The sequence below is a fragment of the Bradyrhizobium sp. 521_C7_N1_3 genome (assembly GCF_052075975.1).
GTDB classification, from domain to species: domain Bacteria; phylum Pseudomonadota; class Alphaproteobacteria; order Rhizobiales; family Xanthobacteraceae; genus Bradyrhizobium; species Bradyrhizobium japonicum.
In genome coordinates this window covers 1328933-1350367 of the sequence record NZ_CP197232.1, presented here as the reverse complement: position 1 = coordinate 1350367, position 21435 = coordinate 1328933, and the positions used below count along the sequence as shown (strand labels likewise).

The window sequence follows — 21435 nt, the reverse complement described above, 5'->3', positions numbered from 1 at the left end:
GCGATAGGGGATCGCAATTATCCCCGATGCGAACGACGCAATATATTACCTCGACCTAGCCGGTGCCGGCGGCCCATACACCTCGCCGTCCTTCGCCGCCTTCGGCTCCCGGTCCCCGGCCAGCACGCGCTGCACCGAGACGAAGAACACCGGCACCATCAGCAGCGCCAGGATCACCACTGCGATCATGCCGCCCATCACGATGCTGCCGAGCGCCTGCTGGCTGGCGCCGCCGGCGCCGTGCGCAATCGCCATCGGCAGCACGCCGCAGATGAAGGCAAGGCCGGTCATCAGGATCGGGCGGAAGCGCAGGCGGCAGGCCTCGATGGTGGCTTCCACCAGCGGCTTGCCCTCTTTCCGCAGATCCTTGGCGAACTCGATGATCAGGATCGCGTCCTTTGCCGCGAGGCCGATGATGGTGATCAGCCCGACGGTGAAATAGACGTCGTTGGGCAGGCCGCGCAGCATCGCCGCGGCCACCGCGCCGACGATGCCGAGCGGCACCGTGAGCAGCACCGCGAGCGGAATGGTCCAGCTCTCGTAGAGCGCGGCAAGACACAGGAACACCACGAACACCGACAGCGCCAGCAGGAACGGCGCCTGCGAGCCCGACAGCTTTTCCTGGAGCGACTGTCCGGTCCATTCATAGCCGAAGCCCCGCGGCAATTTGCCGGCGAGCCGCTCCATCTCGGCGATCGCGTCGCCCGAGGTGAAGCCGGGTCTCGCCTCGCCGGAGATGCGCACAGCCGGATAGTAATTGAAGCCCGCGATCTGCGTCGGGCCGCGCGCCCATTCGACCGTGGCGAAAGAGGAGAACGGCACGAGCTGGCCACGGCTGTTCTTGACGTTGTAGTTGAGAATGTCCTCGGTCCGCATGCGGTCGCGGGCATCCGCCTGCACCACGACGCGCTGCATGCGGCCGCGGTTCGGGAAGTCGTTGATGTAGTTCGAGCCGAGATTGGTCGAGATCGTGTTGTTGATGTCCTCGAAGGTGACGCCGAAGGCGCCGGCCTTCTCGCGGTCGATCACGAGATTGACCACGCCGGCCTCGGGCAGGCCCTCGATGTAGACCTTCTGCAGCACCGGGCTGGCATTGGCCTCCGCGATCAGCTGGTCGGCGGCGCGCATCAATGCCGGATAGCCTTTCTGGCCGCGGTCCTGGAGACGGAACGAGAAGCCCGAGGAGTTGCCGAGATTGTCGATCGGCGGCGGCTGGAGCGCGGAGATCTTTGCATCGCGGATCGACGACGACAGATCGCGGTTGATGTCGTTGACGATCGCGGCGGCGGAGTCCTTCGGCCCGCGCTCCGACCAGTCCTTCAGCGTGATGAAGGCCTGCGCGGTGTTCATGCCCTGGCCGGAGAAGCTGAAGCCGGTGAGGAAGGTGACATCCTTCACACCCGGCCGCTCGGCGAGATATTTCTCGACCTTCTCGATGACGGCCTCGGTGCGGGGATACGACGAATCCGACGGCGTCTGCACGTCGGTGGTGACGAAGCCCTGGTCGTCGATCGGCAGGAAGCCGCCGGGCAGGCTGACGAAGGCCCAGGAGAGACCGACCAGCAGCGCGACATAGACCATCATCAGGCGGCCGGTCCGCTTCAGCGAGAAGCCGACGGTGCGGGAATAGCCCTCCTTGCCGCCTTCGAGCATGCGGTTGAACCAGCCGAACACGCCCCGCTTCGCATGGCCGTGGCCGGCGGCGACGGGCTTGAGCAGGGTCGCGCACAGCGCCGGCGTCAGCGACAGCGCGAGGAAGGCGGAGAAGCCGATCGCGGCGACCATGGTCACCGAGAACTGGCGGTAGATGATGCCGACCGAGCCGGGGAAGAACGCCATCGGCACGAACACGGCCATCAGCACCAGCGTGATGCCGATGATGGCGCCCGATATCTGCGCCATCGCCTTCCGCGTCGCTTCCTTCGGCGGCAGGCCTTCCTCGGACATGATGCGCTCGACGTTCTCGACCACGACGATGGCGTCGTCGACGAGGATGCCGACCGCGAGCACCATGCCGAACATCGAGAGCATGTTGATGGAATAGCCGGCGAGCAGCAGCGCGGTGCACGCGCCCAGCAGCGCCACGGGCACCACGATGGTCGGGATGATGGTGTAGCGGATGTTCTGCAGGAACAGGAACATCACCACGAACACCAGCACCACGGCTTCGACCAGCGTCGTCAGCACCTTCTTGATCGAGGCCTCGACCACGGGCGTGATGTTGTAGGGAATCTCGTAGGAGATGTTGGCCGGGAAGAAGCGCGACAGCTCCTTCATCTTCTCCTCGACCGCGCTCGCGGTCGCCAGCGCGTTGCCGGTCGGCGACATCAGCACGGAGAGGCCCGCGGTCGGCTTGCCGTTCAGGCGCGTGTTGAACTGGTAGCTGAGGCCGCCGACCTCGATACGTGCGACGTCGCGCAACCGCACGGTCGAACCGTCGGCATTGGCGCGCAGGATGATGGAACCGAATTCGTCCGGGGACGAGAGCTGGCCCTTGACCAGCACCAGCGAGGAGGTGCGCTGGCTCGCGGTCGACGGCTCGGCGCCGATGCTGCCCGAAGCGACCTGTGCGTTCTGCGCGGCGATCGCCTTGTTGACGTCGTCCGCGGTCAGCCCGTAGCCGACGAGCTTTGCCGGATCGACCCAGACGCGCAAGCTGCGTTCGGTCGAATAGAGCGTGGCGCGGCCGACGCCGGGGATGCGGCGGATCTCGCCGAGCACGTTGCGGATCATGAAGTCGCCGAGGCCGACTTCGTCGAGGCTGCCGTCGGTCGAGTTCAGCGTGATGATCTGGAGCACGGCACTCGAGGCTTCCTCGATCAGGATGCCCTGCTGGATCACCGCGCGCGGCAGCCGCGCTTCGACGCGCTTGATGCGGTTCTGCACCTCGACGGAGGCGGCGCTGGTATCGGTGCCCGGCTGGAAATTGGCGATGATCTCGACCTGACCGAGCGAGTCGCTGGTCGATTCGAAATTGAGGATGCCGGAGGCGCCGTTGAGCTCCTCCTCGATCAGCCGGGTGACGCTGTTGTAGAGGTTTTCGGGCGAGGCGCCAGGATAGCTGGTCGAGATCGAGATCGAGGGCGGCGCGATGATCGGATATTGCGCGATCGGCAGCAGCGGCACCGCGATCGCGCCGATCAAGCAGATGAACAGCGCGACCACCCAGGCGAAGATCGGCCTGTCGATGAAGAAGCTCGCCATGGCGCGTTACCGCGTGACCTGCTGGGCGTGCCGGTTGTCCGCGGTCGCATCCGCTTCCGACCAGGGTTGCGGCTTGACCTTGTCGCCCGCGGCGAACTTCTGGAAGCCTTCGACCACGACCTTGTCGCCGGCCTTGAGGCCTTCGGTCACGAACCAGAGTCCGTCCTGCACCGACCCCGTGCGGACCGGTTGCACGGCGATGTGATTGTCGTCCTTGACGACGAACACCTCGCTGCCGCCGCCGCCGTTGCGCTGGATCGCCTGCTGCGGCACCGCGATCGCGTCGCTGTCGAGACCCTGGTCGATCCGGACGCGGACATACATGCCCGGCAGCAGCTCGCGCTTGGGATTGCGGAACTCGCCGCGCAAGGTCACCTGGCCGGTATGGGCATCGACCTTGGCATCCGAGAACAGCAGCTTGCCGTCGAGCGAATAGAGGGTGTTGTCGTCGAGCACGAGGCGCACCTTGGCGGCATCGGCCGCGATGCGCTCGAGGTCGCCGCTCTCGAAGGCGCGGCGGAGCTGGTTGAGCTCGGTCACCGACTGGGTGAAGTCGGCATAGATCGGATCGAGCTGCTGGATGGTGGCAAGATTGGTCTCGTTCTGCACCGCGAGCGCGCCCTCGCTGACCAGCGCCGCACCGACGACGCCGTCGATCGGCGCGCGCACGGTGGCATAGTCGAGATTGAGTTTTGCGCGCGCGAGTTCGGCGTTGCGGCCTTCGACCTCGGCATGGGCCTGACGCTCGGCCGCGATCGCCTTCTCGTTCTCGGCTTCCGGGGCAGCGCGATCCTTGGTGAGGGTGGCGATGCGGTGCGCCTGCTGTCTCGCCTGCATCAGCGCGGCCTCGGCCTTGGCGACGGCCGCCTCGCTGGCCATCACCTCGACCTCGAACGGACGCGGATCGATGCGATAGAGCGCATCGCCCGCCTTCACCTCGCTGCCCTGACGGAACAGGCGCTCGACCACGATGCCGGAGATACGCGGCCGCACGTCGGAGACGCGCGTCGGCGCGATGCGGCCCGGCAGCTCGCGCACTACGGCGCGCGGCTGCGGCTTGACGATGACGACGCTGACGTCAGGGTCGGCGGGCTGGGCAGCGGACACCGCAGAGACGGATTCGTCGCAGCCCGCGAGCAGCGGCGTAAAGGCCGCGAGCATCATTGCAACGCATGCCGATCGCGCGCGAAGTCCTGACATGAAGTTAAGCGCCCCGATGTTGTTGAAACTGAAATCACGCTCCGCACGAGCCCGTTCTGGGCGATTCCACGCGGCTGATGCCGTCAAAATAGAACGTAGTTGCTGCGACGCAACGCATTGCGTGGGCGGCTCAATGCCACATGACCTATCCTGCTGAGTTCAGGGCGCTTTTCGGGACTCACCGGATTGTGAATCGGGTTCCATCGCGGCGTGCTGCGACACAAGATCGCAATTACCCGGGGGCCTTCATCCGGTAGTGGCTGACGCCCCATTCGCTGCCATCGGCGTAGCCGAACAGCCCTGATGTCGCGAGGAAGAACCAGCGCCAGCGTCGCATCCACAAAGCGGTCTCCTCGCCGTGGACGTTGCGCAGGGACGCTTCGATCGTATCGCGATGCGCATCGAAATTGGCGAGCCAGTCGTTCGCGGTGCGCTGATAATGCGTTCCGCTCCAGCACCATTCCTTCTCGATCCTGAAGACGTCGCCGAATTGCCTGACGAGGTGATGGCTCGGCATCAATCCATCCATGAAGACATGCTGCGCGATCCAGTCCTCGCGATTGGCGCGGTCGAACAGATGAGAGCCGGAACGATGGGTGACGATGTGCATGAAGAAGCGCCCGTCAGGCGCGAGCCAGGACCGCACGCGCGTCATCAGCTTGCGCCAGTTCATCATCTGCTCGAACATCTCGACCGAGACGATGCGATCGAACTGCCCGTCGGGCGCGAACACGTTCATGTCCGCGGCGACCACGCGCAGGTTCAACAGCCCGCGCAGCCGCGCCTGCTCCTCGACATAGGCGCGCTGGGCCTGCGAGTTCGACACCGCCGTCACTTTCGCGTGCGGGAACCGCCGCGCCATCCATAGCGACAGCGAGCCCCAGCCGCAGCCGAGCTCGAGGATGGTCTGGCCGTCGGCGAGACCGGCGTGCTCGACGGTCTGGCGCAGCGCCTCCTCCTCCGCCTCCTGCAGCGTGCTCGCATCGGACTTGTAGAAGCAGGACGAATAGTTGCGGTTGGGGCCGAGCACCTCCGCAAAGAACGCCGCGGGCACCTCGTCATGCCCGGCATTGACGGCATCCGCGTCCCCGGCGATCGGCCGCAGGATCATCCGCCCGGCGAAGGCGGCATCGTCGGCCGCGCCCAGCGCGGACATGCGCATCGCCGTGCGCGAGCACAGGCGCTGGATCGCGGCACGGATCACGACATCCGGCAGCGGCACGCGTTCGGCAGTCCCGAAGATCGCGGAAACGACGCTCATGCGACCACTCCGTTGATCAGGTCTCGTTGTGGTGGCGGCGGAAGGAACGGACAGGCTCGGGCGTTGCCACCCGCCCGGCGGGCTCCGATGTCCAGACGGGTTCGACCGAGCGGCTGCTGCTGCCGCGCCACCCGGGCGAGCGCCATCCGGACCGCGAGCAAGAGCGCGATGACGGCCAGCCCCCCAGGATTCGTCACCATGCAAAAAGTCCGACCCAAGCCTGCGGAATGCCGAAGTTTTGCAAATTGCGCCTCTATCAAAGCGCGGTTTCGGCTTTGGGTTCCGAGAGCTCTCCACGAAATCGGCACATCCGGCGCTTTTTTTGGGCTGCCGCTGTGCCATAGTGCGCCCCGCAAGCAAGTTCCTAACGGATGATACCGGCCATGCCGCCAGGCGCCTCGCCCCGCTCCCCCATCGATATCGAATATACCAAGCTATCCTCACCCAGCGTTTTCCTGGTGCGGATGCTGGTCTTTCTGGTGCTGTGCACCCTGGTCGGCGTGGTGCTCTACAAGCAGATCATCCTGGCCTTCTTCGCCAATCCCGGCCTCAATGCCCTGATCGGCGGCGTGCTGTTCATCGGCATCATCCTGGCCTTCCGCCAGGTGATCCGGCTCTACCCCGAAGTCTCCTGGGTCAACAATTTCCGCATCGCCGATCCCGGCCTGGCGCCGTCCCGGCACCCGAAACTGCTGGCGCCGATGGCCATGATCCTCGGCGGCGAGCGCACTGGGCGGATGACGATCACCCAGACCACCATGCGGCACCTGCTCGATTCGATCGCGACCCGCCTGGACGAGGCCCGGGACATCTCCCGCTACATGACCGGCCTGCTGGTCTTCCTCGGTCTGCTCGGCACCTTCTGGGGCCTGATCGAGACGGTCGGCTCGGTCGGCAAGGTGATCGACGGACTCAAGGTCGGGAGCGATTCCGGCGCCCTGTTCGACACGCTGAAGGAGGGCCTCGCCGCCCCGCTCGGCGGCATGGGCATCTCGTTCTCCAGCTCGCTGTTCGGCCTCGCCGGCTCGCTGATCCTCGGCTTCCTCGATCTGCAATCGAGCCAGGCCCAGAACCGCTTCTACACCGACCTCGAAGACTGGCTCGCCACCACCGTGCGCGAATATGGCCACGGCGAGGTTGCGGTCGCAGCCGGTGGCGGCGGCGGCGTTGCCAGCGGCGAGCTCCAGGCCGCCGTCGAGCGGTTGCGCTCCGTGCTTGAGGAAGGCAGCGCCAGCCGCGGCACCACGGCGGCAATGGCGAGCCTTGCCGAAGCCATCCAGGCGCTGGTCTCGCACATGCGGACCGAGCAGCAGATGATCCGCGAATGGGCCGACGGCCAGGGCGAGCAGAACCGCGAGATCCGCCGCCTGCTGGAGCGCATCGCGCGCCAGCCGGAGAAGGGCTAGCGACAGCGAAGATATCGTGCCCCGGACGCGGCGCAGCACGAAGTGATGCGCTGCTGAGCCGGGGCCCAGAGAAACGAAGGAATGGGTCCCGGCTCTGCGCAGCAGCGCTTCACGCTGCAGCGCGTCCGGGACACGAGAGTGGAGATCGACGACATGGCTCTAGCCCGCGGCCGCCGCAGCGAAACCGGCTTCAACTACTGGCCGGGATTCGTCGACGCGCTGTCGACACTGGTGCTGTCGATCGTGTTCCTGCTGTCGGTGTTCCTGGTCGTGCAGTTCTTCCTGTCGCAGGAGGTCACCGGCAAGGACAAGGCTCTGGAGCAGCTCAACGCCAAGATCGCCCAGCTCAACGAGCTCCTGTCGCTGGAGAAGCTCGGCAAGCTCACGCTCGACGACCAGGTCTCGCAATTGAAAGCGGGCCTCGCCTCGGCCGAGACCGAGCGCGATCGCATCAAGGGTCTCTATGACGGCCTCGCCGCCGCCGGTAACGACGCCCAGGGCAAGACCACCGAGCTCGGCAAGGCGCTGGACTCGGAGAAGGCGGTCTCGGCGCGGGCGCTGGCGCAGATCGAGGTGCTGAACCAGCAGATCAGCGCGCTGCGGCGGCAACTGGCGGCGCTGGAGGAGGCGCTCGATGCCAGCGAGAAGCGCGACAAGGAATCGCAGAACCGCATCGCCGATCTCGGATCCCGCCTGAATGTTGCCTTGGCGCAGCGCGTGCAGGAATTATCGCGTTATCGCTCGGAGTTCTTCGGCCGCCTGCGCGCCATCCTCGGCAACCGTCCTGACATCCGCATCGTCGGCGACCGCTTCGTGTTCCAGTCCGAAGTGTTCTTCGACACCGGACAGGCGACCTTGCTGCCGGAAGGCCGCGCCGAGCTCGACACACTGGCGACCGCGCTGATCGATCTCGACAAGAAGATCCCGAGCGAAATCCCCTGGGTGCTGCGCGTCGACGGCCACACCGATTTGCGCCCGGTCAGCGGCGCGAACTTCAAGTCGAACTGGGACCTATCCGCGGCGCGCTCGATCTCGGTGGTGCAATACCTGATCTCGCTCGGCGTGCCCGCCCAGCGCCTCGTCGCCGCCGGCTTCGGCGAATTCCAGCCGCTCGACACCGCCAACACGGAAGAGGCCTACAAGCGCAACCGCCGCATCGAGCTGAAGCTGACGGAGCGGTAGTGAGCGCCCTCCACCTCCGCCCCTACCGCGCCGAGGACGAAGCCGCCGCGATCGACCTCTGGCATCGCACCTGGCAGCAGGCCTATCCGCAGATCGATTTCGCCGCGCGGCTGGACTGGTGGCGCGAGCGCTGGCGCAAGGATCTGGTGCCGAAAGCCTCGATCGTGGTCTCGGAAGCGGACGGCGTGCTGACCGGCTTCGTCACCATCGACGGCGAAGGCTATCTCGACCAGCTCGTGGTCGATCCCGCGCACTGGGGCTCGGATGCGGCGCGGCTGCTGGTGGATGAGGCCAAGCGCCTGTCACCATCAGGCGTCACGCTGCTCGTCAACAAGGACAATGCCCGCGCCATCCGATTCTACGAGCGCAACGGGTTTGCCCGTGCCGGCGAGGATCTGAACCCGACCTCGGGACGGCCGGTGCTGAAGATGGTGTGGAAGCCGTAGATATTCTCTCCGCTGTCGTCCCGGCGAAGGCCGGGACCCATACCGCGTGATTTATCGATAGGCGCAGGTGGTCGTTCCGCGGGAAGACTCTTCACGACGAGCCTCCGCCAAACTTCTCCCTGTGGTTATGGGTCCCGGCCTTCGCCGGGACGACACTGAATTTGGAGCAGCCGCCCCTCACGCCCCCTCGAACTGAAGCCTCGCGAGCCTCGCATAGAGCCCGTTCGCAGCAACGAGCTCCGCGTGCGTGCCCTGCTCGACGATCTTGCCATGGTCCATCACCAGGATGCGGTCGCAGGACAGCACGGTGGCGAGCCGGTGCGCGATCACCAGCGTGGTGCGGTGGCTCATCAGCTCCTCGAGCGCGGTCTGCACCAGTGTCTCGCTTTCGGCGTCGAGCGCGGAGGTGGCTTCATCGAGCAGCAAGAGCGGCGCATCGCGCAGGATGGCGCGGGCGATGGCGATGCGCTGGCGCTGGCCGCCGGAGAGCGTGACGCCACGCTCGCCGAGCGGGGTCTCGAAACCTTCGGGCAGGCGGCGGATGAATTCGGCGGCATGCGCGAGCTCGGCGGCGCGCTCGACCTCGGCATCGGTCGCATCGGGCCGGCCGAAGCGGATGTTCTCGCGGGCGCTCGCGGCAAACACGTTGGATTCCTGCGGCACCAGTGCGATGCGCAAGCGGAAATCGCGCGGGTCCGCGGATTTGACCGGCACGCCGTCGAGGGAGATTGCGCCGCTCCGCGGGTCGTAGAAGCGCAGCAGGAGATGAAAGATGGTGCTCTTGCCGGCGCCTGAGGGGCCGACGATCGCGACCTTCTCGCCGGGGCGCACGGTGAACGACACGGCATCGAGCACATTGACGTGGGGCCGCGCCGGATAAGCGAAGCTGACCTGGTCGAAGCCGACCTCGCCGCGCGCCGGCACCGGCAGCGCGCGCGGTGACGCCGGCGCGGTGATCTCGGGCTGCACATGCAGGATCTCGAACAGGCGCTCGGCGGCGCCGGAGGCGGCCGAGACCTCGCCCCAGACCTCGCTGAGCTGGCCGAGGCCGGCCGCGGCGAAGGCCGCATAGAGCACGAACTGGCCGAGCCGGCCCGGCGAGATCGTGCCGATCAGGACGTCATGCGAGCCGATCCAGAGGATCGCGACCACGCTTGCGAACACGATGAAGATGACGATGGCGGTGAGCACGGCGCGGGCCTGCGTCGAGGTGCGCGCGGCCTCATAGGCCTGTTCGACCTCGCCGCCGAAACGCTTCTCGGCGAGCCCTTCGCTGGTATAGGCCTGCACGGTGCGGATGGCGCCGACCAGCTCGCCCGCATAGGCGGACGCATCGGCCAGCGTGTCCTGCGCGTTGCGCGACAGACGCCGCACCCAGCGCCCGAACGCGACCAGCGGCAGCACGATCAGGGGAATGGCGAGCAGCACAAAGCCGGACAGGCGCGGGCTGGTGATCACCATCATCGCCGCCGCGCCGAAGAACATCATGAGATTGCGCAGCGCGATCGAGACGGAGGCGCCGACCGCGGACTTGATCTGGGTGGTGTCGGCCGTGAGCCGCGACACCAGCTCACCGCTGCGCGCGGAATCGAAGAAGGCCGGCGAGAGCGAGAGCAGATGGGCGAAGACGTCGCGCCGGAGGTCGGCGACGATGCGCTCGCCGATCGTCATCACGAGGTAGTATCGCGAGGCGCTGGCAAGCGCGAGCACGGCGACCACCGCGATCATCACCGAGAAGTAGCTGTTGATCAGCGCGATGCCTTCCGGCGTCAGGCCGAAATCGATCATCCGCCTCACAGCGACGGGCACCAGCAGCGTGGTCAGCGCCGCGATCGTGAGCGCGACGAAGGCGAGTGCCGCGCGGCCGCGATAGCGGGCCACATAGGGCGCGAGCGCCAGCAGCGGCCGCAGCTTCGCGCGGCCCTTCGCCGGCGTCTCGATCAACTCGGCTTCGATCGACGGGGCCTCAGGCGCGGCATGCTTGTCGCGGTATTGGTCGTCAAGCCGTTCCACAGCGCTCATGAGATCGGACCCAAGGAGACAGATGAACTCCACATAGGCCGCTGCGGGGGGAGTGGCAAATCCGGGATGTCCCTTAGGGAACGGCCCGGTTCTCCTTTGCCCACAATGGCTTGTTTTAAAGGGGCCTGTGGGGTATAGACCCCGCCAAATCCGTCATTCGATAGCCACTCAAGACAGGCGCCGGGCGCCGAGGAATTGCCATGAAAGCCGAAATTCATCCGAATTATCATACGATTAAGGTCGTGATGACCGACGGAACCGAGTACCTGACCCGCTCCACCTGGGGCAAGGAAGGCGACACGCTGAACCTCGACATCGACCCGAAGTCGCATCCGGCCTGGACCGGCGGCAACGCCCAGATGCTGGATCGCGGCGGCCGCGTCTCCCGCTTCCAGAAGAAGTTTTCGGGCTTTCTCAAAAAGGATTGATCCCGCCGCAAGGCTGGAGACGAAAAACGCCCCCGGTGAGACCGGGGGCGTTTTTGTTTGTGGGTCCAAACCCGTCATCCTGAGGTGCGAAGCTTGCGATGCGAAGCATCGCAAGGGGAGCCTCGAAGGATGAGCGGCCACAGTCGGGCCGTCGCCCTTCGAGGGCCGCTGAAGAAGCGGCCACCTCAGGGTGACGGTTCGAAATCGATTACCGCTCGAACGCGGCCTTCAGCGCGTTGAGCTGCGGCACCAGCGGGTTGCCGATCGCCACGTATTCGACCGGCGGGGTGTGAATGGTTGTGTCGAGGCGGCGCACGCGGGTCTGAAGGCTCATCGAGCGATGGATCAGGTCCTGGAGCTGCGAGGGCAGCTTCTCGACGGTGTCGGACGGGCCGGGATCGGCGGCGGTGAGCTTGACCTTGGTCTTCTCGCGATTGGCCTGGCTCAGCGTCATCTCGCCTTCCTTCACGGCGCGGTGCAGCAGCAGCCAGGAGGCAAGCTGCATCAGGCGGGTGGTCAGGCGCATGCTCTCGGTCGCATAGGTGAGGCTGACGGCGCGATCGAGCGCCTTGGCCTCGGCGCGGCCGGCGCCGTCGAGATAGGCGGCGGTCTCTTCGACCAGGTCCATGCCTTCACGGAACAGGACGCTGAACGCCGCAGAATTGGTGAACCGCTCGCTGAGTTGAACGAGAGCACCTTCGGCTTGCAAACGTTCCATGGTTAACGCCCCTTACGCAACTGCCTGACTGTCCGGCTTTGGCGCCGGCTTATGATGAACAAATCATTGCGCGGGCGGGACGCGGAGTCCAGCGACAAGCGCGGATATGGTTTCCGCGCGTCTTTCCTCGGAATTCAACCGGAACGAGACCCAAAAAAGGCAAAAAAAGAGCCGCCGGAGACCGGCGGCTTTGAAAGTTGATAACAGGGAGGCGTCAAACAGAGTGGACAGGAGCCACTCGGTGTCCAAACGAGGACAGTTCCAGTCATAAACCCGAAAGCTTAATTGGAAGTAAACGAGCTAATTTTTTGAGAGTCCGTTAGCCATGTCGGTCACTGGCCGAGTGCGCTGCGGAACAAACCTTCCGATGTCATTCCGGGGCGCGCGTAGCGCCGCCCGGAATGACGGTGGAAGTTCAGTGCACCGTGGAAGAATCTATCCGTCATGCCCGGGCTTGTCCCGGGCATCCACGTTCTTCGTCGTTGTTGGAAAGAAAACGTGGATGGCCGGGACGAGCCCGGCCACGACGCCGTGGAAGCGGCTCGCGTTACTCTGTCGAAGTCTACTTCTTGAAAAAACTATCCGCCGCATCGCGCGAGGCGCGCTTCTTGGTGGCGGCTTCATCGAGCCTTGCGATCTCGGTGTTGAGCAGCGCCACGCGCTCGGTCAGTTCCTCGACTGACAGGAGTGAGAGATCCTGTCCGATTTCATGGCTGACCTTCTTGCGCGGCTTGTCGTCGTCCTCGATGGCCATGTGTCCTCCCGGGCAGTCCTGTCCTGAACGACGCCGATCTGGCGCTTTCCGAGCCGAAATGGTATCGCTTCTCCACAAGGAGAATTTGCAGTGACTTTCGCGAGCGCGCAACACCTGACGCGAATGCCCCGGCCCAACCGCAAGGAGGTTGACCGGACGGGATAAGCGCGCGTCCACGCGCGTGAGGCATGAGCCGACCCCAAGCCCTTCCGATCATGCGGGAGGGCTTTTGATTTTTCGTCGGTCGGCATCACCAAACGCGAAAGACCGCAGTCATGACCAAAATTCTCATCACCAGCGCCCTTCCCTACGTGAACGGCGTCAAGCATCTCGGCAATCTCATAGGCTCGCTCCTCCCCGCCGATGTCCATGCCCGCTTCAGGCGGCAGATCGACGACGACGTGCTGTTCATCTGCGCCACCGACGAGCACGGCACGCCGGCTGAGCTCGGCGCCGTTCGCGCCGGACAGGATGTCCGCACTTTCTGCGATGCGCAGCATGCAATCCAGGCCGACATCTACCGCCGGTTCGGCCTTTCCTTCGACCATTTCGGGCGAACCAGCTCGCCACAGAACAGCGCTCTGACGCAGCACTTCTATCGCAGGCTCGACGATGCCGGATTGATCGAGGAACGTAAGTTGCCGCAGGTCTGGTCACCCACGGACGGCCGCTTCCTGCCGGACCGCTACGTGCTCGGCACCTGCCCGCATTGCGGCGACCCGTCCGCGCGCGGTGATCAATGTGATCGGTGTGGCGCGCTGCTCGATCCGCCCGAACTGATCGACCCGCGATCCGCGCTGTCGGGCGACCGGGCGCTGGAGGTCCGCGAAAGCCGCCATCTGTTCCTGCGCCAGTCGCAGCTTGTCGGAGCGTTGAGCGCGTGGATCGACAGCCGCTCCGGCTGGCCTTCCTTCGTGGTGTCGACCGCGAAAGGCTGGCTGACAGCCGATCTGCGCGATCGCTGCATCACGCGCGATCTGGCCTGGGGCATCCCGGTTCCGCGACAGGGATTCGCCGACAAGGTCTTCTATGTCTGGTTCGACGCGCCGATCGGTTACATCGCCGCCACCCAGGAATGGGCCGCCGCCGCGCCGGGCCGCGACTGGCGAAAATGGTGGTGGCAGGCCGATGACGTCCGCTACGTCCAGTTCCTCGGCAAGGACAACATCCCGTTCCACACCGTGAGCTTCCCGGCGACGCTGATCGGCTCGAACGAGCCCTGGAAGAGCGTGGACGTAATCAAGGGATTCCACTGGCTCAATTACGAGGGCGGCAAGTTCTCGACCAGCCGCAATCGGGGCATCTTTACCGACCAGGCCCTGGAGGAATTGCCCGCCGATCTCTGGCGCTGGTGGCTGATCGCCAACGCGCCCGAGACCGCCGACACCGATTTCAACGTTGCCAGGTTCGTCGCCGACGTGAACAAGGATCTCGCCGACATCTTCGGCAACCTCGTCAATCGCATTGTCAGCTTTGCCCATCGGGCCTTCGACGGCCGGATTCCGGAAGGCGGCGCTCCTGACGAGGCCGAGCACCTGCTCGCACGGGAACTGGAGCAGCGTATCGCGACGCTGCGACGGCATCACGAGGCGCTCGAGTTTCGTGCAGCGGCCGCCGCGACGCGCGCGATCTGGGATGTAGCGAACGCGTACCTGCAGCATGCCGCGCCGTGGACAGCCATCAAGTCCGATCGGCTTCGCGCGGCGATCGTGACGCGAACAGGCCTCAATCTGGTCCGCACCTGCGCCGTGCTGGCGTGGAGCATCGTGCCCGGCCTGTCGGAAAACGTGCTGCACGCCTTCGGTGGCGAAGATGCCGCGCCACGCTGGCCCCGTGGCCCAATCGCGGACCTGCTCGATGGCGGTGCCGGCACGGCGATCGCGCCGATCGGTCCGCTGGTCGAAAAAATCTCTCCCGAAAGAGCAGGCCATCTGGCGGCGCGGTTCGGGCCTTAATGTCGTTTCACTTCGGCGGAAAAAGGCGATATGCCATCCGCCGAATTCATTCATCCAAGGACACATCATGGACAAGCTGCCCGCGCAAATGACCGTGGTCGCCATCTCCAAGCCCGGCGGACCGGAGGTGCTGGTGCCGGAACAACGTGCCGTTCCGCAGCCCGGTCCCGACGAGATCCTGGTCAAGGTGCAGGCCGCGGGCGTCAACCGACCCGACGTGGCGCAGCGCTCCGGCGCCTATCCGCCGCCGCCCGGCGCCAGCGACCTGCCGGGGCTCGAGATCGCTGGCGAAGTGGTGGCGGTCGGCAGCAACGCCAAACGGCACAAGATCGGCGACAAGGTGATGTCGCTGGTCGCCGGCGGCGGCTATGCGCAGTACTGCATCGCGCAGGACGCCCAGGCGATGAGCGTGCCGCCGGCACTGTCGATCAAGGAAGCCGGCGCGCTGCCGGAAACCCTGATGACGGTCTGGCACAACGTGTTCGAGCGCGGCGGGCTGAAGGCCGGCGAGACGCTGCTGATCCATGGCGGCTCCTCCGGCATCGGCACCATGGCGATCCAGCTTGCGAAAGCCTTCGGCGCGAAAGTGTTCGTCACCGTGGGATCGCAGGACAAGATCGATGCCTGCCTCAAGCTCGGGGCCGACCGCGCCATCAACTACAAGACCGAGGACTTCGTCGCCGTGGTCAAGGCGGAGACCAACAATACCGGCGCCAACCTGATCCTCGACATGGTCGCCGGCGAGTATGTCGACCGCAACTATGATGCCGCGGCGGTCGACGGCCGCATCGTGCAGATCGCAACCCTCAACGGCCCCAAGGTCAGCGTCAACATCGCCAAGGTAATGGTGAAGCGCCTCACCCATACCGGGTCGACCTTGCGCCCCCGTAGTAATGCGGACAAGGCGGCCATGGTGGCCGCAATCGAGGCGAAAGTGATGCCGCTGTTGCGCGAAGGCCGCGTCAAGCCGCTGATGGACAGCAGTTTCCCGCTGGAAAAGGCATCCGACGCACACCGGCGCATGGAGACCTCGGCACATATTGGCAAAATTGTGTTGGAGGTCTAGGCCAGCGGCCCATCAGGCAAGGCGGAAACCCTTTGATTTTCCTCGCTTTCGTGGCATCTATCGCGACGCGCCGAACCATCTTGTTCCGTTCGGAAAACGCCTTGCACTGACCACCTTGCACTGAAGAGTTTGCGTCGAACGCGGAGAACCGACCTTGCGTCTGATCAGGTGCCTCGCGCCCATAGCGCTGGGCCTCATGATTCTCGTCGGCGCGTCCCCGGCGCGCGCCCTGGATGCCGTCAGCGTCCGCGGCGACGCGCCCGCGATCGACCTCACCGGCGTGCTCGAGCATCAGCGCAGTGACGCCGATCGCATCCAGGTCTCCACTGCACCCGGCACCGACGGCATCGTCCGCCGCATCGAGGTGCGCGCCCGCGAGGGCGGCCAGAACTGGGTGGTGTTCGCGCTCGCCAACAACACCGACGACCAGCTCGACCGCCTGATCGTCGCCCCGCATTACCGCATCGTCTCGTCGGGCCTGCTCTGGCCCGACCTCGGGCTGTCGCGCATCGCGACCATCACGCCGTCGATCGGCGACCGCCCGGAACGCCAGGAGAGCGCGACGGCCGACGTGTTCCGCATCACGCTTGATCCCGGCGCGGTCGTCACCTTTGTCGCGGAGTTGCGCACCGACAAGCTGCCGCAGCTCTATCTGTGGGAGCCCGAGTCCTACAAGGACAAGGTCAACTCCTTCACGCTGTACCAGGGCATCGTGATCGGCATCTCCGGGCTTTTGGCGCTCGTGCTCACCATCCTGTTCGTGGTGAAGGGCAGCATCATGTTCCCGGCCGCCGCGGCGCTGGCTTGGGCGGTGCTGGTCTATATCGGCGTCGATTTCGGCTTCTGGGGCAAGGTGCTCGACATGTCGAACAACGCCGAGCGCATCTGGCGCGCGGCGGGCGAAGCGATTTTGGCGGCGACGCTGCTGGTGTTCCTGTTCGCCTATCTCAACCTCAGTCGATGGCACGTGCGCTATTCGCACATCACCGTCGGCTGGCTCGCATTCCTCGGCTCCCTCGTCGCGCTGGCCCTGTTCGATCCGGCCGTGGCGTCCGGCATCGCGCGCATCTCGCTGGTGCTGATCGCTTTCGCGGGCTTCGCGCTGATCGTCTATCTCTCCACCCACGGCTTCGACCGCGCGGTGCTGCTGATCCCGACCTGGTTCCTGCTGGTGGTCTGGGTGGTCGCGGCCGGCATGACGGTCGCCGGCTCCGTCACCAACGACATCGTCGGCCCGGCGCTGCTCGGCGGCCTCGTGCTGATCGTGATGCTGATCGGCTTCACGGTGATGCAGCACGCCTTTGCCGGCGGTGGCGCCAGCACCGGCGTTGTCTCCGACATCGAGCGGCGGGCACTGGCGCTGGCCGGCTCCGGCGATCTGATCTGGGACTGGGACGTCTCCGCCGACAAGGTGTTCACCAGCCCCGAGACCGAAGCCCTGCTCGGCCTCAAGCGCGGCACGCTGGAAGGCCCGGCGGCGTCGTGGCTCGAGGTGCTGCATCCGCTCGACCAGGACCGGTTCCGCGCCGCGCTCGACAGCGTGCTCGACCAGCGCCGCGGCCGCCTGGTGCAGGATTTCCGGCTGCGCACGCCGGACGGTCATTTCATGTGGTTCGCGCTGAAGGCGCGCCCGGTGGTCGGCTCGGACGGCGAGGTCTCGCGCGTCGTCGGCACGCTCACCGACGTCACCGAGCTGCGCAACGCCGAGGAGCGCCTGCTGCACGATTCCGTGCATGACAACCTCACCGGGCTGCCCAACCGCAAACTGTTCATGGACCGGCTCGGCGCGGTCGCGCATTTCGCCAAGACCATGCCGACGCTGCGGCCGACGCTGATGGTGATCGACCTCGACCGCTTCAAGCAGGTCAACGATTCCGTCGGCATCGCGGTCGGCGACTCGATCCTGCTGACGCTGGCCCGTCGCCTCACCCGCATCCTGAAGCCGCAGGACACGCTGGCGCGGCTCGCCGGCGACCAGTTCGGCCTGATCCTGCTCTCGGAGCAGGACCCTGCCCGCATCACCGCCTTCGCCGAGACCATCCGCAAGACCATCCGCGCCCCGATCGCCTTCAACGACCGCGAGATTTTTCTCACGGCCTCGATCGGGCTGGCGCTCTCCGATCCGCAGACCCAGTTGACGGACGAGATCATCAAGGACGCCGAGCTTGCGATGTATCATTCCAAGCGGATCGGCGGCGACCGCATCGACGTCTACAAGCCTGCGATGCGCGCGCGAAAGACCGACCGCCTGACGCTGGAGAGCGAGCTGCGCCGCGCCATCGAGCGGCAGGAGCTCACGATCCTGTACCAGCCGATCGTGCGGCTGGAGGATCGTTCGATCGCCGGCTTCGAGGCACTGGTGCGCTGGGATCATCCGAAGCTCGGACGCATGGCGCCGTCGGAATTCATCAGCATCGCGGAAGAGACCGGCCTGATCGTCGACCTCGGCATGTTCGTGCTCGACCAGACCGCAAAGCAGCTTTCGGTGTGGCAACGCGCGATGCGCTCGCGCGAGCCGATCTTCGCCTCCGTCAACGTCTCCTCGCGGCAATTGCTGCGCCACGATCTGATCCACGACATCCGCACCGTGCTGTCGCGCTCCTCGGTGGCCCGCGGCACGCTGAAGCTGGAATTGACGGAATCGCTGGTGATGGAGAACCCGGAGCACGCAGCCCAGATGCTGACGCGCATCCGCGAGCTCGGCACCGGGCTGTCGCTCGACGATTTCGGCACCGGCCATTCCTCGCTGGCCTATCTGCAGCGCTTCCCGTTCGACACCATCAAGATCGACCAGTCCTTCGTGCGCACCACCAACCGCGGCACCCGTCCGGTGATCCTGAAGTCGATCATCGCGCTTGCGCATGATCTCGGCATGGACGTGGTCGCGGAAGGCGCCGAGACCGATTCCGACGCGGTCGAGCTCTACCAGATGGGCTGCGAATACGCGCAGGGCTTCGCGTTCGGCGAGCCGATGGACGCGGACGCGGCGATGCGCCTGCTCACGGAAGTGCGGCTGGAAGCGGCGAGCTAGCGCTCATCTTCTTCCGCTCTCCTCCCGGAAAGGGTCGCTCGCAAAGCGAGCGGGGTGCCGCACCGGCGCGCTGATGCCGGGCTTGATCCAGATCAATGGACCCTGCTCGACCGTTCTCAGGATGAGCAGACCACGCGCGTCTTTGTCAGGAGTCACGGATGAGCCGGCACCTTTTCTACGCGATCACCCTCATCGGCACCGGAGTGTTCCTCGCCTCCTCGGCCGAAGCAGTGACAGCCGCACGATGCGAGGATCGAGGCGCAAATTGCCTCGGCTCATGTGCCAACTACACCGGCGGGGCCGGTGACGTTCGAGGACGCCAGAACACATGCGTCCGCACCTGCGACCGGCAGACGGCCAGCTGCCTTATACGAGCCCATGCCGCTGACGAACGCTGGCCCGGCAATCGCCAATGAAGGCCGTGGTTCTACACTTGGGCTGAACACGTCGGCTAAACACGTGGGCCAAACATTTGGGCTAACGCCCCCCGTCTCGCGCTTGCGGCGCAGCGCGTCCAGCTGGCCTATCCTGGCTTGCGTCGTAGCCCCGCGACCAAACCAAACCCCACCAGCAGCGAGATCGCGGCGAGGCTGCCCCAGACCAAACCGGCCTGTTCGAGATAGACATCCTGCGAGATCGGGTCGTAGCAGCGGCCGAGCTCATTGAAGCAGTCGCGCCAGCGCCAGTAGCGGGCCTCGAAGGCGAGCGCGAACAGCTGCCTGTTGCAATCAGGGCTGCGCCAAAAATCCCCCTTAGCCAGCGCAGAATCATGCAGCGTCAGCTCACCTGCGCTGCTTCTTCCTGGTGAACCGCACGCTCTGGCCGTCCGGCATCCGCGTCGCGACGAACCCCGCGGCGAGACAGGCTTCGCGCTGGGGCATCTGGATGTCGGGGCTGCGGAGGCTGTCCCACCATGAGGCGCGATTCGCCGCACGCGGCAGGGCCGCGCCGATGATCTCCTCGATCTGCTCGAAGCTCAGCACGAATTCCGTTTGCTTCTGCCGCATCAGATAATCCCGCAGCGCGTCGTAATCGTTCACAATCGTCCTCTCGTCCCAGCTCCGCTGCCCAAAAGCGATGCCTGCGGAAACCAATTCTTAACTCATTGCGATCGCGCCGTCCCGGCTTAAACACTACGCAAGATTTCGGGCGCATCCACTAGTGTCGGGAGCAATCGATGCTATCTGGATGGCGCGACGTCACGCCCCGCCGGCCGTGGCGGATTTCGGCGAAGCTGCTGATCATATCGTCCGTCGTGACGGTGATCGGCTTTTCCGCCATTTGCGTCAACGTCATGCTGGACATGCGCCGCGGCGAGGAGGCCCTCGCGCGCCAGACGCTGGACAATCTGGCCACCTCCATCGAAGCAGATATCAGCCGCAACATCGAGATCTACGATCTCTCCCTGAAGGCGGTCGCCAGCAACATGCTGCTGCCGGAGATCAATGCGGTCTCGAAGCCGATCCGTCACCTGATCCTGTTCGACCACGCCACCACGGCGCGGCACTTCGGCGCCATCCAGGTGTTCGATGCCGAAGGCAGGCTGACCATCGACGCCTCCACGCTCGATCCCCCGCCGGAGAACCGGAGCGAGGAGGATTACTTCAGGGTTCATCGCGACGATCCCGACGCCGGCCTCTTCATCAGCCGTCCGATGCTGTTCCGCGGCGCCTATTCCATCGTGCTGAGCCGGCGCATCAGCGATACCGACGGCGGCTTCTTGGGGGTCGTCACCGGCTCGATCCGCTTCAGCTACTTCCACGAATTGTTCGAGCGCCTGAACCTCGATCCCGATGATACCATCACCGTGCTGAGGCGCGATCGCACCATCATGATGCGGCGGCCGTTCGATCTCGACGTCATCGGCAAGAATCTGGGGACACAGCAGAGCTGGAAGGCCGACAATCTCAAGGCCGGCGGGTCCTATGCGGGCCAGGGCCCGGTGGACGCGACGCCGCGCCTCTACGTCCGCAGCACCGGCCCGGGTCCGCTGTTCGTGGTGGCAGGCAAGCCGCTCGCCGCCGTGTTCGAGCTCTGGCAGAAGGAAGCCTACCGCATCGGCGCCGTGGTCCTGGCGCTCATCCTGTTCATGCTGGCCTCGACGCTGGTGCTCGCCCGCGAGATCAGTCGGCGCGCCGAAGCCGAGCGCAAGCTCGAGGAGATGGCGACGACGGATGCGCTCACCGGCTTGAAGAACCGCCGCAAGTTCGACCAGGTCATCGACGTCGAATGGCGCCGCGCGATGCGCCAGAAGACGCCGATCGCACTGCTGATGATCGATGCCGATCACTTCAAGGCCTACAACGACACGTTCGGCCATCAGGCCGGCGACCAGGTGCTGGTCGGCATCGCCATCTGCATTTCCGATTCGGTGCGGCGGTCCGGCGACTGCGCCGCGCGCTATGGCGGCGAGGAATTCGCGGTGCTGCTGCCGAACACCTCGGCCGCCGAGGCCTTCAATATCGCCGAGACGATCCGCGGCAAGGTGCAGGGCTGGTCCGACGACCAGGCGACGTCGACGGTCTCCTGCGGCATTGCGGGCTTGGTTCCTACCAGCGGCCTGGACTGGCCGGTCCTGGTCGCCGCCGCCGACAAGGCGCTCTATGCGGCGAAAGCCGGCGGCCGCAACCAGTCCGTGGTCGCGAGCCTTCCGAAGCTGTCGCTGGTGGCGTGAGACCTCAGTGTCGTCCCCGCGAACGCGGGGACCCATACCGCGGAATCTATCGATCGTCGGAGGTGGCAGTCCCGAACGACGAGTCTTC

Annotated in this window: 16 protein-coding genes; 9 read left to right on the top strand and 7 right to left on the bottom strand. The window is 65.6% G+C overall.

Features of this window, described 5'->3' with window-relative positions; all coding sequences use genetic code 11:
- Positions 1–45: 45 nt before the first annotated feature.
- From AB7008_RS06240 to AB7008_RS06230, 3 genes are all read right to left on the bottom strand, one after another.
- Entirely contained in the window at positions 46–3204 is a 3159-nt protein-coding gene (locus AB7008_RS06240) for a multidrug efflux RND transporter permease subunit (protein ID WP_304492785.1), read from the bottom strand.
- A gap of 6 nt (positions 3205–3210) precedes the next feature.
- Positions 3211–4404, bottom strand: coding sequence for an efflux RND transporter periplasmic adaptor subunit (locus AB7008_RS06235; RefSeq protein WP_304492784.1), 1194 nt, complete (start codon positions 4402–4404; stop codon positions 3211–3213).
- 232 nt (positions 4405–4636) lie between these two features.
- Positions 4637–5665: an SAM-dependent methyltransferase gene (locus AB7008_RS06230; protein ID WP_304492783.1), complete on the bottom strand. Its 1029-nt coding sequence runs from the start codon at positions 5663–5665 to the stop codon at positions 4637–4639.
- Positions 5666–6048: 383 nt separating this feature from the next.
- On the opposite strand from AB7008_RS06230, the gene AB7008_RS06225 reads away from it, so the two are divergent.
- From AB7008_RS06225 to AB7008_RS06215, 3 genes are all read left to right on the top strand, one after another.
- Complete coding sequence (locus tag AB7008_RS06225) at positions 6049–7071, top strand: flagellar motor protein MotA (RefSeq protein WP_304492782.1); 1023 nt, start codon at positions 6049–6051, stop codon at positions 7069–7071.
- 153 nt (positions 7072–7224) lie between these two features.
- Entirely contained in the window at positions 7225–8253 is a 1029-nt protein-coding gene (locus AB7008_RS06220) for a peptidoglycan -binding protein (RefSeq protein ID WP_014498158.1), read from the top strand.
- Positions 8253–8699, top strand: coding sequence for a GNAT family N-acetyltransferase (locus tag AB7008_RS06215; protein ID WP_304492781.1), 447 nt, complete (start codon positions 8253–8255; stop codon positions 8697–8699). Before AB7008_RS06220 ends, AB7008_RS06215 begins: the two co-directional genes overlap by 1 nt.
- A gap of 177 nt (positions 8700–8876) precedes the next feature.
- Here the strand turns inward: AB7008_RS06215 and AB7008_RS06210 are convergent, their stop codons facing one another.
- The gene (locus AB7008_RS06210) at positions 8877–10721 is read right to left on the bottom strand and encodes an ABC transporter ATP-binding protein/permease (RefSeq protein WP_304492780.1); all 1845 of its coding nucleotides are present in this window, start codon (positions 10719–10721) and stop codon (positions 8877–8879) included.
- A 200-nt stretch (positions 10722–10921) separates the two neighbouring features.
- Here AB7008_RS06210 and rpmE point away from each other — a divergent pair, with 200 nt between their 5' ends.
- Complete coding sequence (gene rpmE, locus AB7008_RS06205; protein ID WP_008137002.1) at positions 10922–11149, top strand: 50S ribosomal protein L31; 228 nt, start codon at positions 10922–10924, stop codon at positions 11147–11149.
- Positions 11150–11357: 208 nt separating this feature from the next.
- Here the strand turns inward: rpmE and rcdA are convergent, their stop codons facing one another.
- On the bottom strand, positions 11358–11867 hold the full coding sequence (gene rcdA / locus AB7008_RS06200; RefSeq protein WP_014498161.1) for a protease adaptor protein RcdA: 510 nt from the start codon (positions 11865–11867) through the stop codon (positions 11358–11360).
- Between the two features lie 51 nt (positions 11868–11918).
- Between rcdA and AB7008_RS06195 the strand changes: the two genes are divergently transcribed.
- On the top strand, positions 11919–12068 hold the full coding sequence (locus AB7008_RS06195) for a hypothetical protein (RefSeq protein ID WP_441258640.1): 150 nt from the start codon (positions 11919–11921) through the stop codon (positions 12066–12068).
- 361 nt (positions 12069–12429) lie between these two features.
- On the opposite strand, the gene AB7008_RS06190 is transcribed toward AB7008_RS06195, so the two are convergent.
- Entirely contained in the window at positions 12430–12621 is a 192-nt protein-coding gene (locus tag AB7008_RS06190; protein WP_441258639.1) for a DUF1192 domain-containing protein, read from the bottom strand.
- Positions 12622–12896: 275 nt separating this feature from the next.
- On the opposite strand from AB7008_RS06190, the gene metG reads away from it, so the two are divergent.
- From metG to AB7008_RS06175, 3 genes are all read left to right on the top strand, one after another.
- Positions 12897–14576, top strand: coding sequence for a methionine--tRNA ligase (gene metG / locus AB7008_RS06185; protein WP_441258638.1), 1680 nt, complete (start codon positions 12897–12899; stop codon positions 14574–14576).
- Between the two features lie 67 nt (positions 14577–14643).
- Positions 14644–15642, top strand: coding sequence for an NAD(P)H-quinone oxidoreductase (locus tag AB7008_RS06180; RefSeq protein ID WP_039158422.1), 999 nt, complete (start codon positions 14644–14646; stop codon positions 15640–15642).
- Between the two features lie 154 nt (positions 15643–15796).
- The gene (locus AB7008_RS06175; RefSeq protein WP_014498165.1) at positions 15797–18673 is read left to right on the top strand and encodes an EAL domain-containing protein; all 2877 of its coding nucleotides are present in this window, start codon (positions 15797–15799) and stop codon (positions 18671–18673) included.
- Positions 18674–19455: 782 nt separating this feature from the next.
- On the opposite strand, the gene AB7008_RS06170 is transcribed toward AB7008_RS06175, so the two are convergent.
- On the bottom strand, positions 19456–19713 hold the full coding sequence (locus tag AB7008_RS06170; protein ID WP_028170312.1) for a DUF7662 domain-containing protein: 258 nt from the start codon (positions 19711–19713) through the stop codon (positions 19456–19458).
- Between the two features lie 137 nt (positions 19714–19850).
- Here AB7008_RS06170 and AB7008_RS06165 point away from each other — a divergent pair, with 137 nt between their 5' ends.
- Positions 19851–21347, top strand: coding sequence for a sensor domain-containing diguanylate cyclase (locus tag AB7008_RS06165; protein WP_304492778.1), 1497 nt, complete (start codon positions 19851–19853; stop codon positions 21345–21347).
- The last annotated feature ends 88 nt before the right edge of the window (positions 21348–21435 follow it).

Coding starts and splice junctions, on each gene's coding strand:
- AB7008_RS06230 (WP_304492783.1), bottom strand. CDS start 5,665: ATGAGCGTCGTTTCCGCGATCTTCGGGACTGCCGAACGCGTGCCGCTG.
- metG (WP_441258638.1), top strand. CDS start 12,897: ATGACCAAAATTCTCATCACCAGCGCCCTTCCCTACGTGAACGGCGTC.
- AB7008_RS06180 (WP_039158422.1), top strand. CDS start 14,644: ATGGACAAGCTGCCCGCGCAAATGACCGTGGTCGCCATCTCCAAGCCC.
- AB7008_RS06210 (WP_304492780.1), bottom strand. CDS start 10,721: ATGAGCGCTGTGGAACGGCTTGACGACCAATACCGCGACAAGCATGCC.
- AB7008_RS06240 (WP_304492785.1), bottom strand. CDS start 3,204: ATGGCGAGCTTCTTCATCGACAGGCCGATCTTCGCCTGGGTGGTCGCG.
- AB7008_RS06195 (WP_441258640.1), top strand. CDS start 11,919: ATGATGAACAAATCATTGCGCGGGCGGGACGCGGAGTCCAGCGACAAG.
- rcdA (WP_014498161.1), bottom strand. CDS start 11,867: ATGGAACGTTTGCAAGCCGAAGGTGCTCTCGTTCAACTCAGCGAGCGG.
- AB7008_RS06220 (WP_014498158.1), top strand. CDS start 7,225: ATGGCTCTAGCCCGCGGCCGCCGCAGCGAAACCGGCTTCAACTACTGG.
- rpmE (WP_008137002.1), top strand. CDS start 10,922: ATGAAAGCCGAAATTCATCCGAATTATCATACGATTAAGGTCGTGATG.
- AB7008_RS06235 (WP_304492784.1), bottom strand. CDS start 4,404: ATGTCAGGACTTCGCGCGCGATCGGCATGCGTTGCAATGATGCTCGCG.
- AB7008_RS06190 (WP_441258639.1), bottom strand. CDS start 12,621: ATGGCCATCGAGGACGACGACAAGCCGCGCAAGAAGGTCAGCCATGAA.
- AB7008_RS06225 (WP_304492782.1), top strand. CDS start 6,049: ATGCCGCCAGGCGCCTCGCCCCGCTCCCCCATCGATATCGAATATACC.
- AB7008_RS06165 (WP_304492778.1), top strand. CDS start 19,851: ATGCTATCTGGATGGCGCGACGTCACGCCCCGCCGGCCGTGGCGGATT.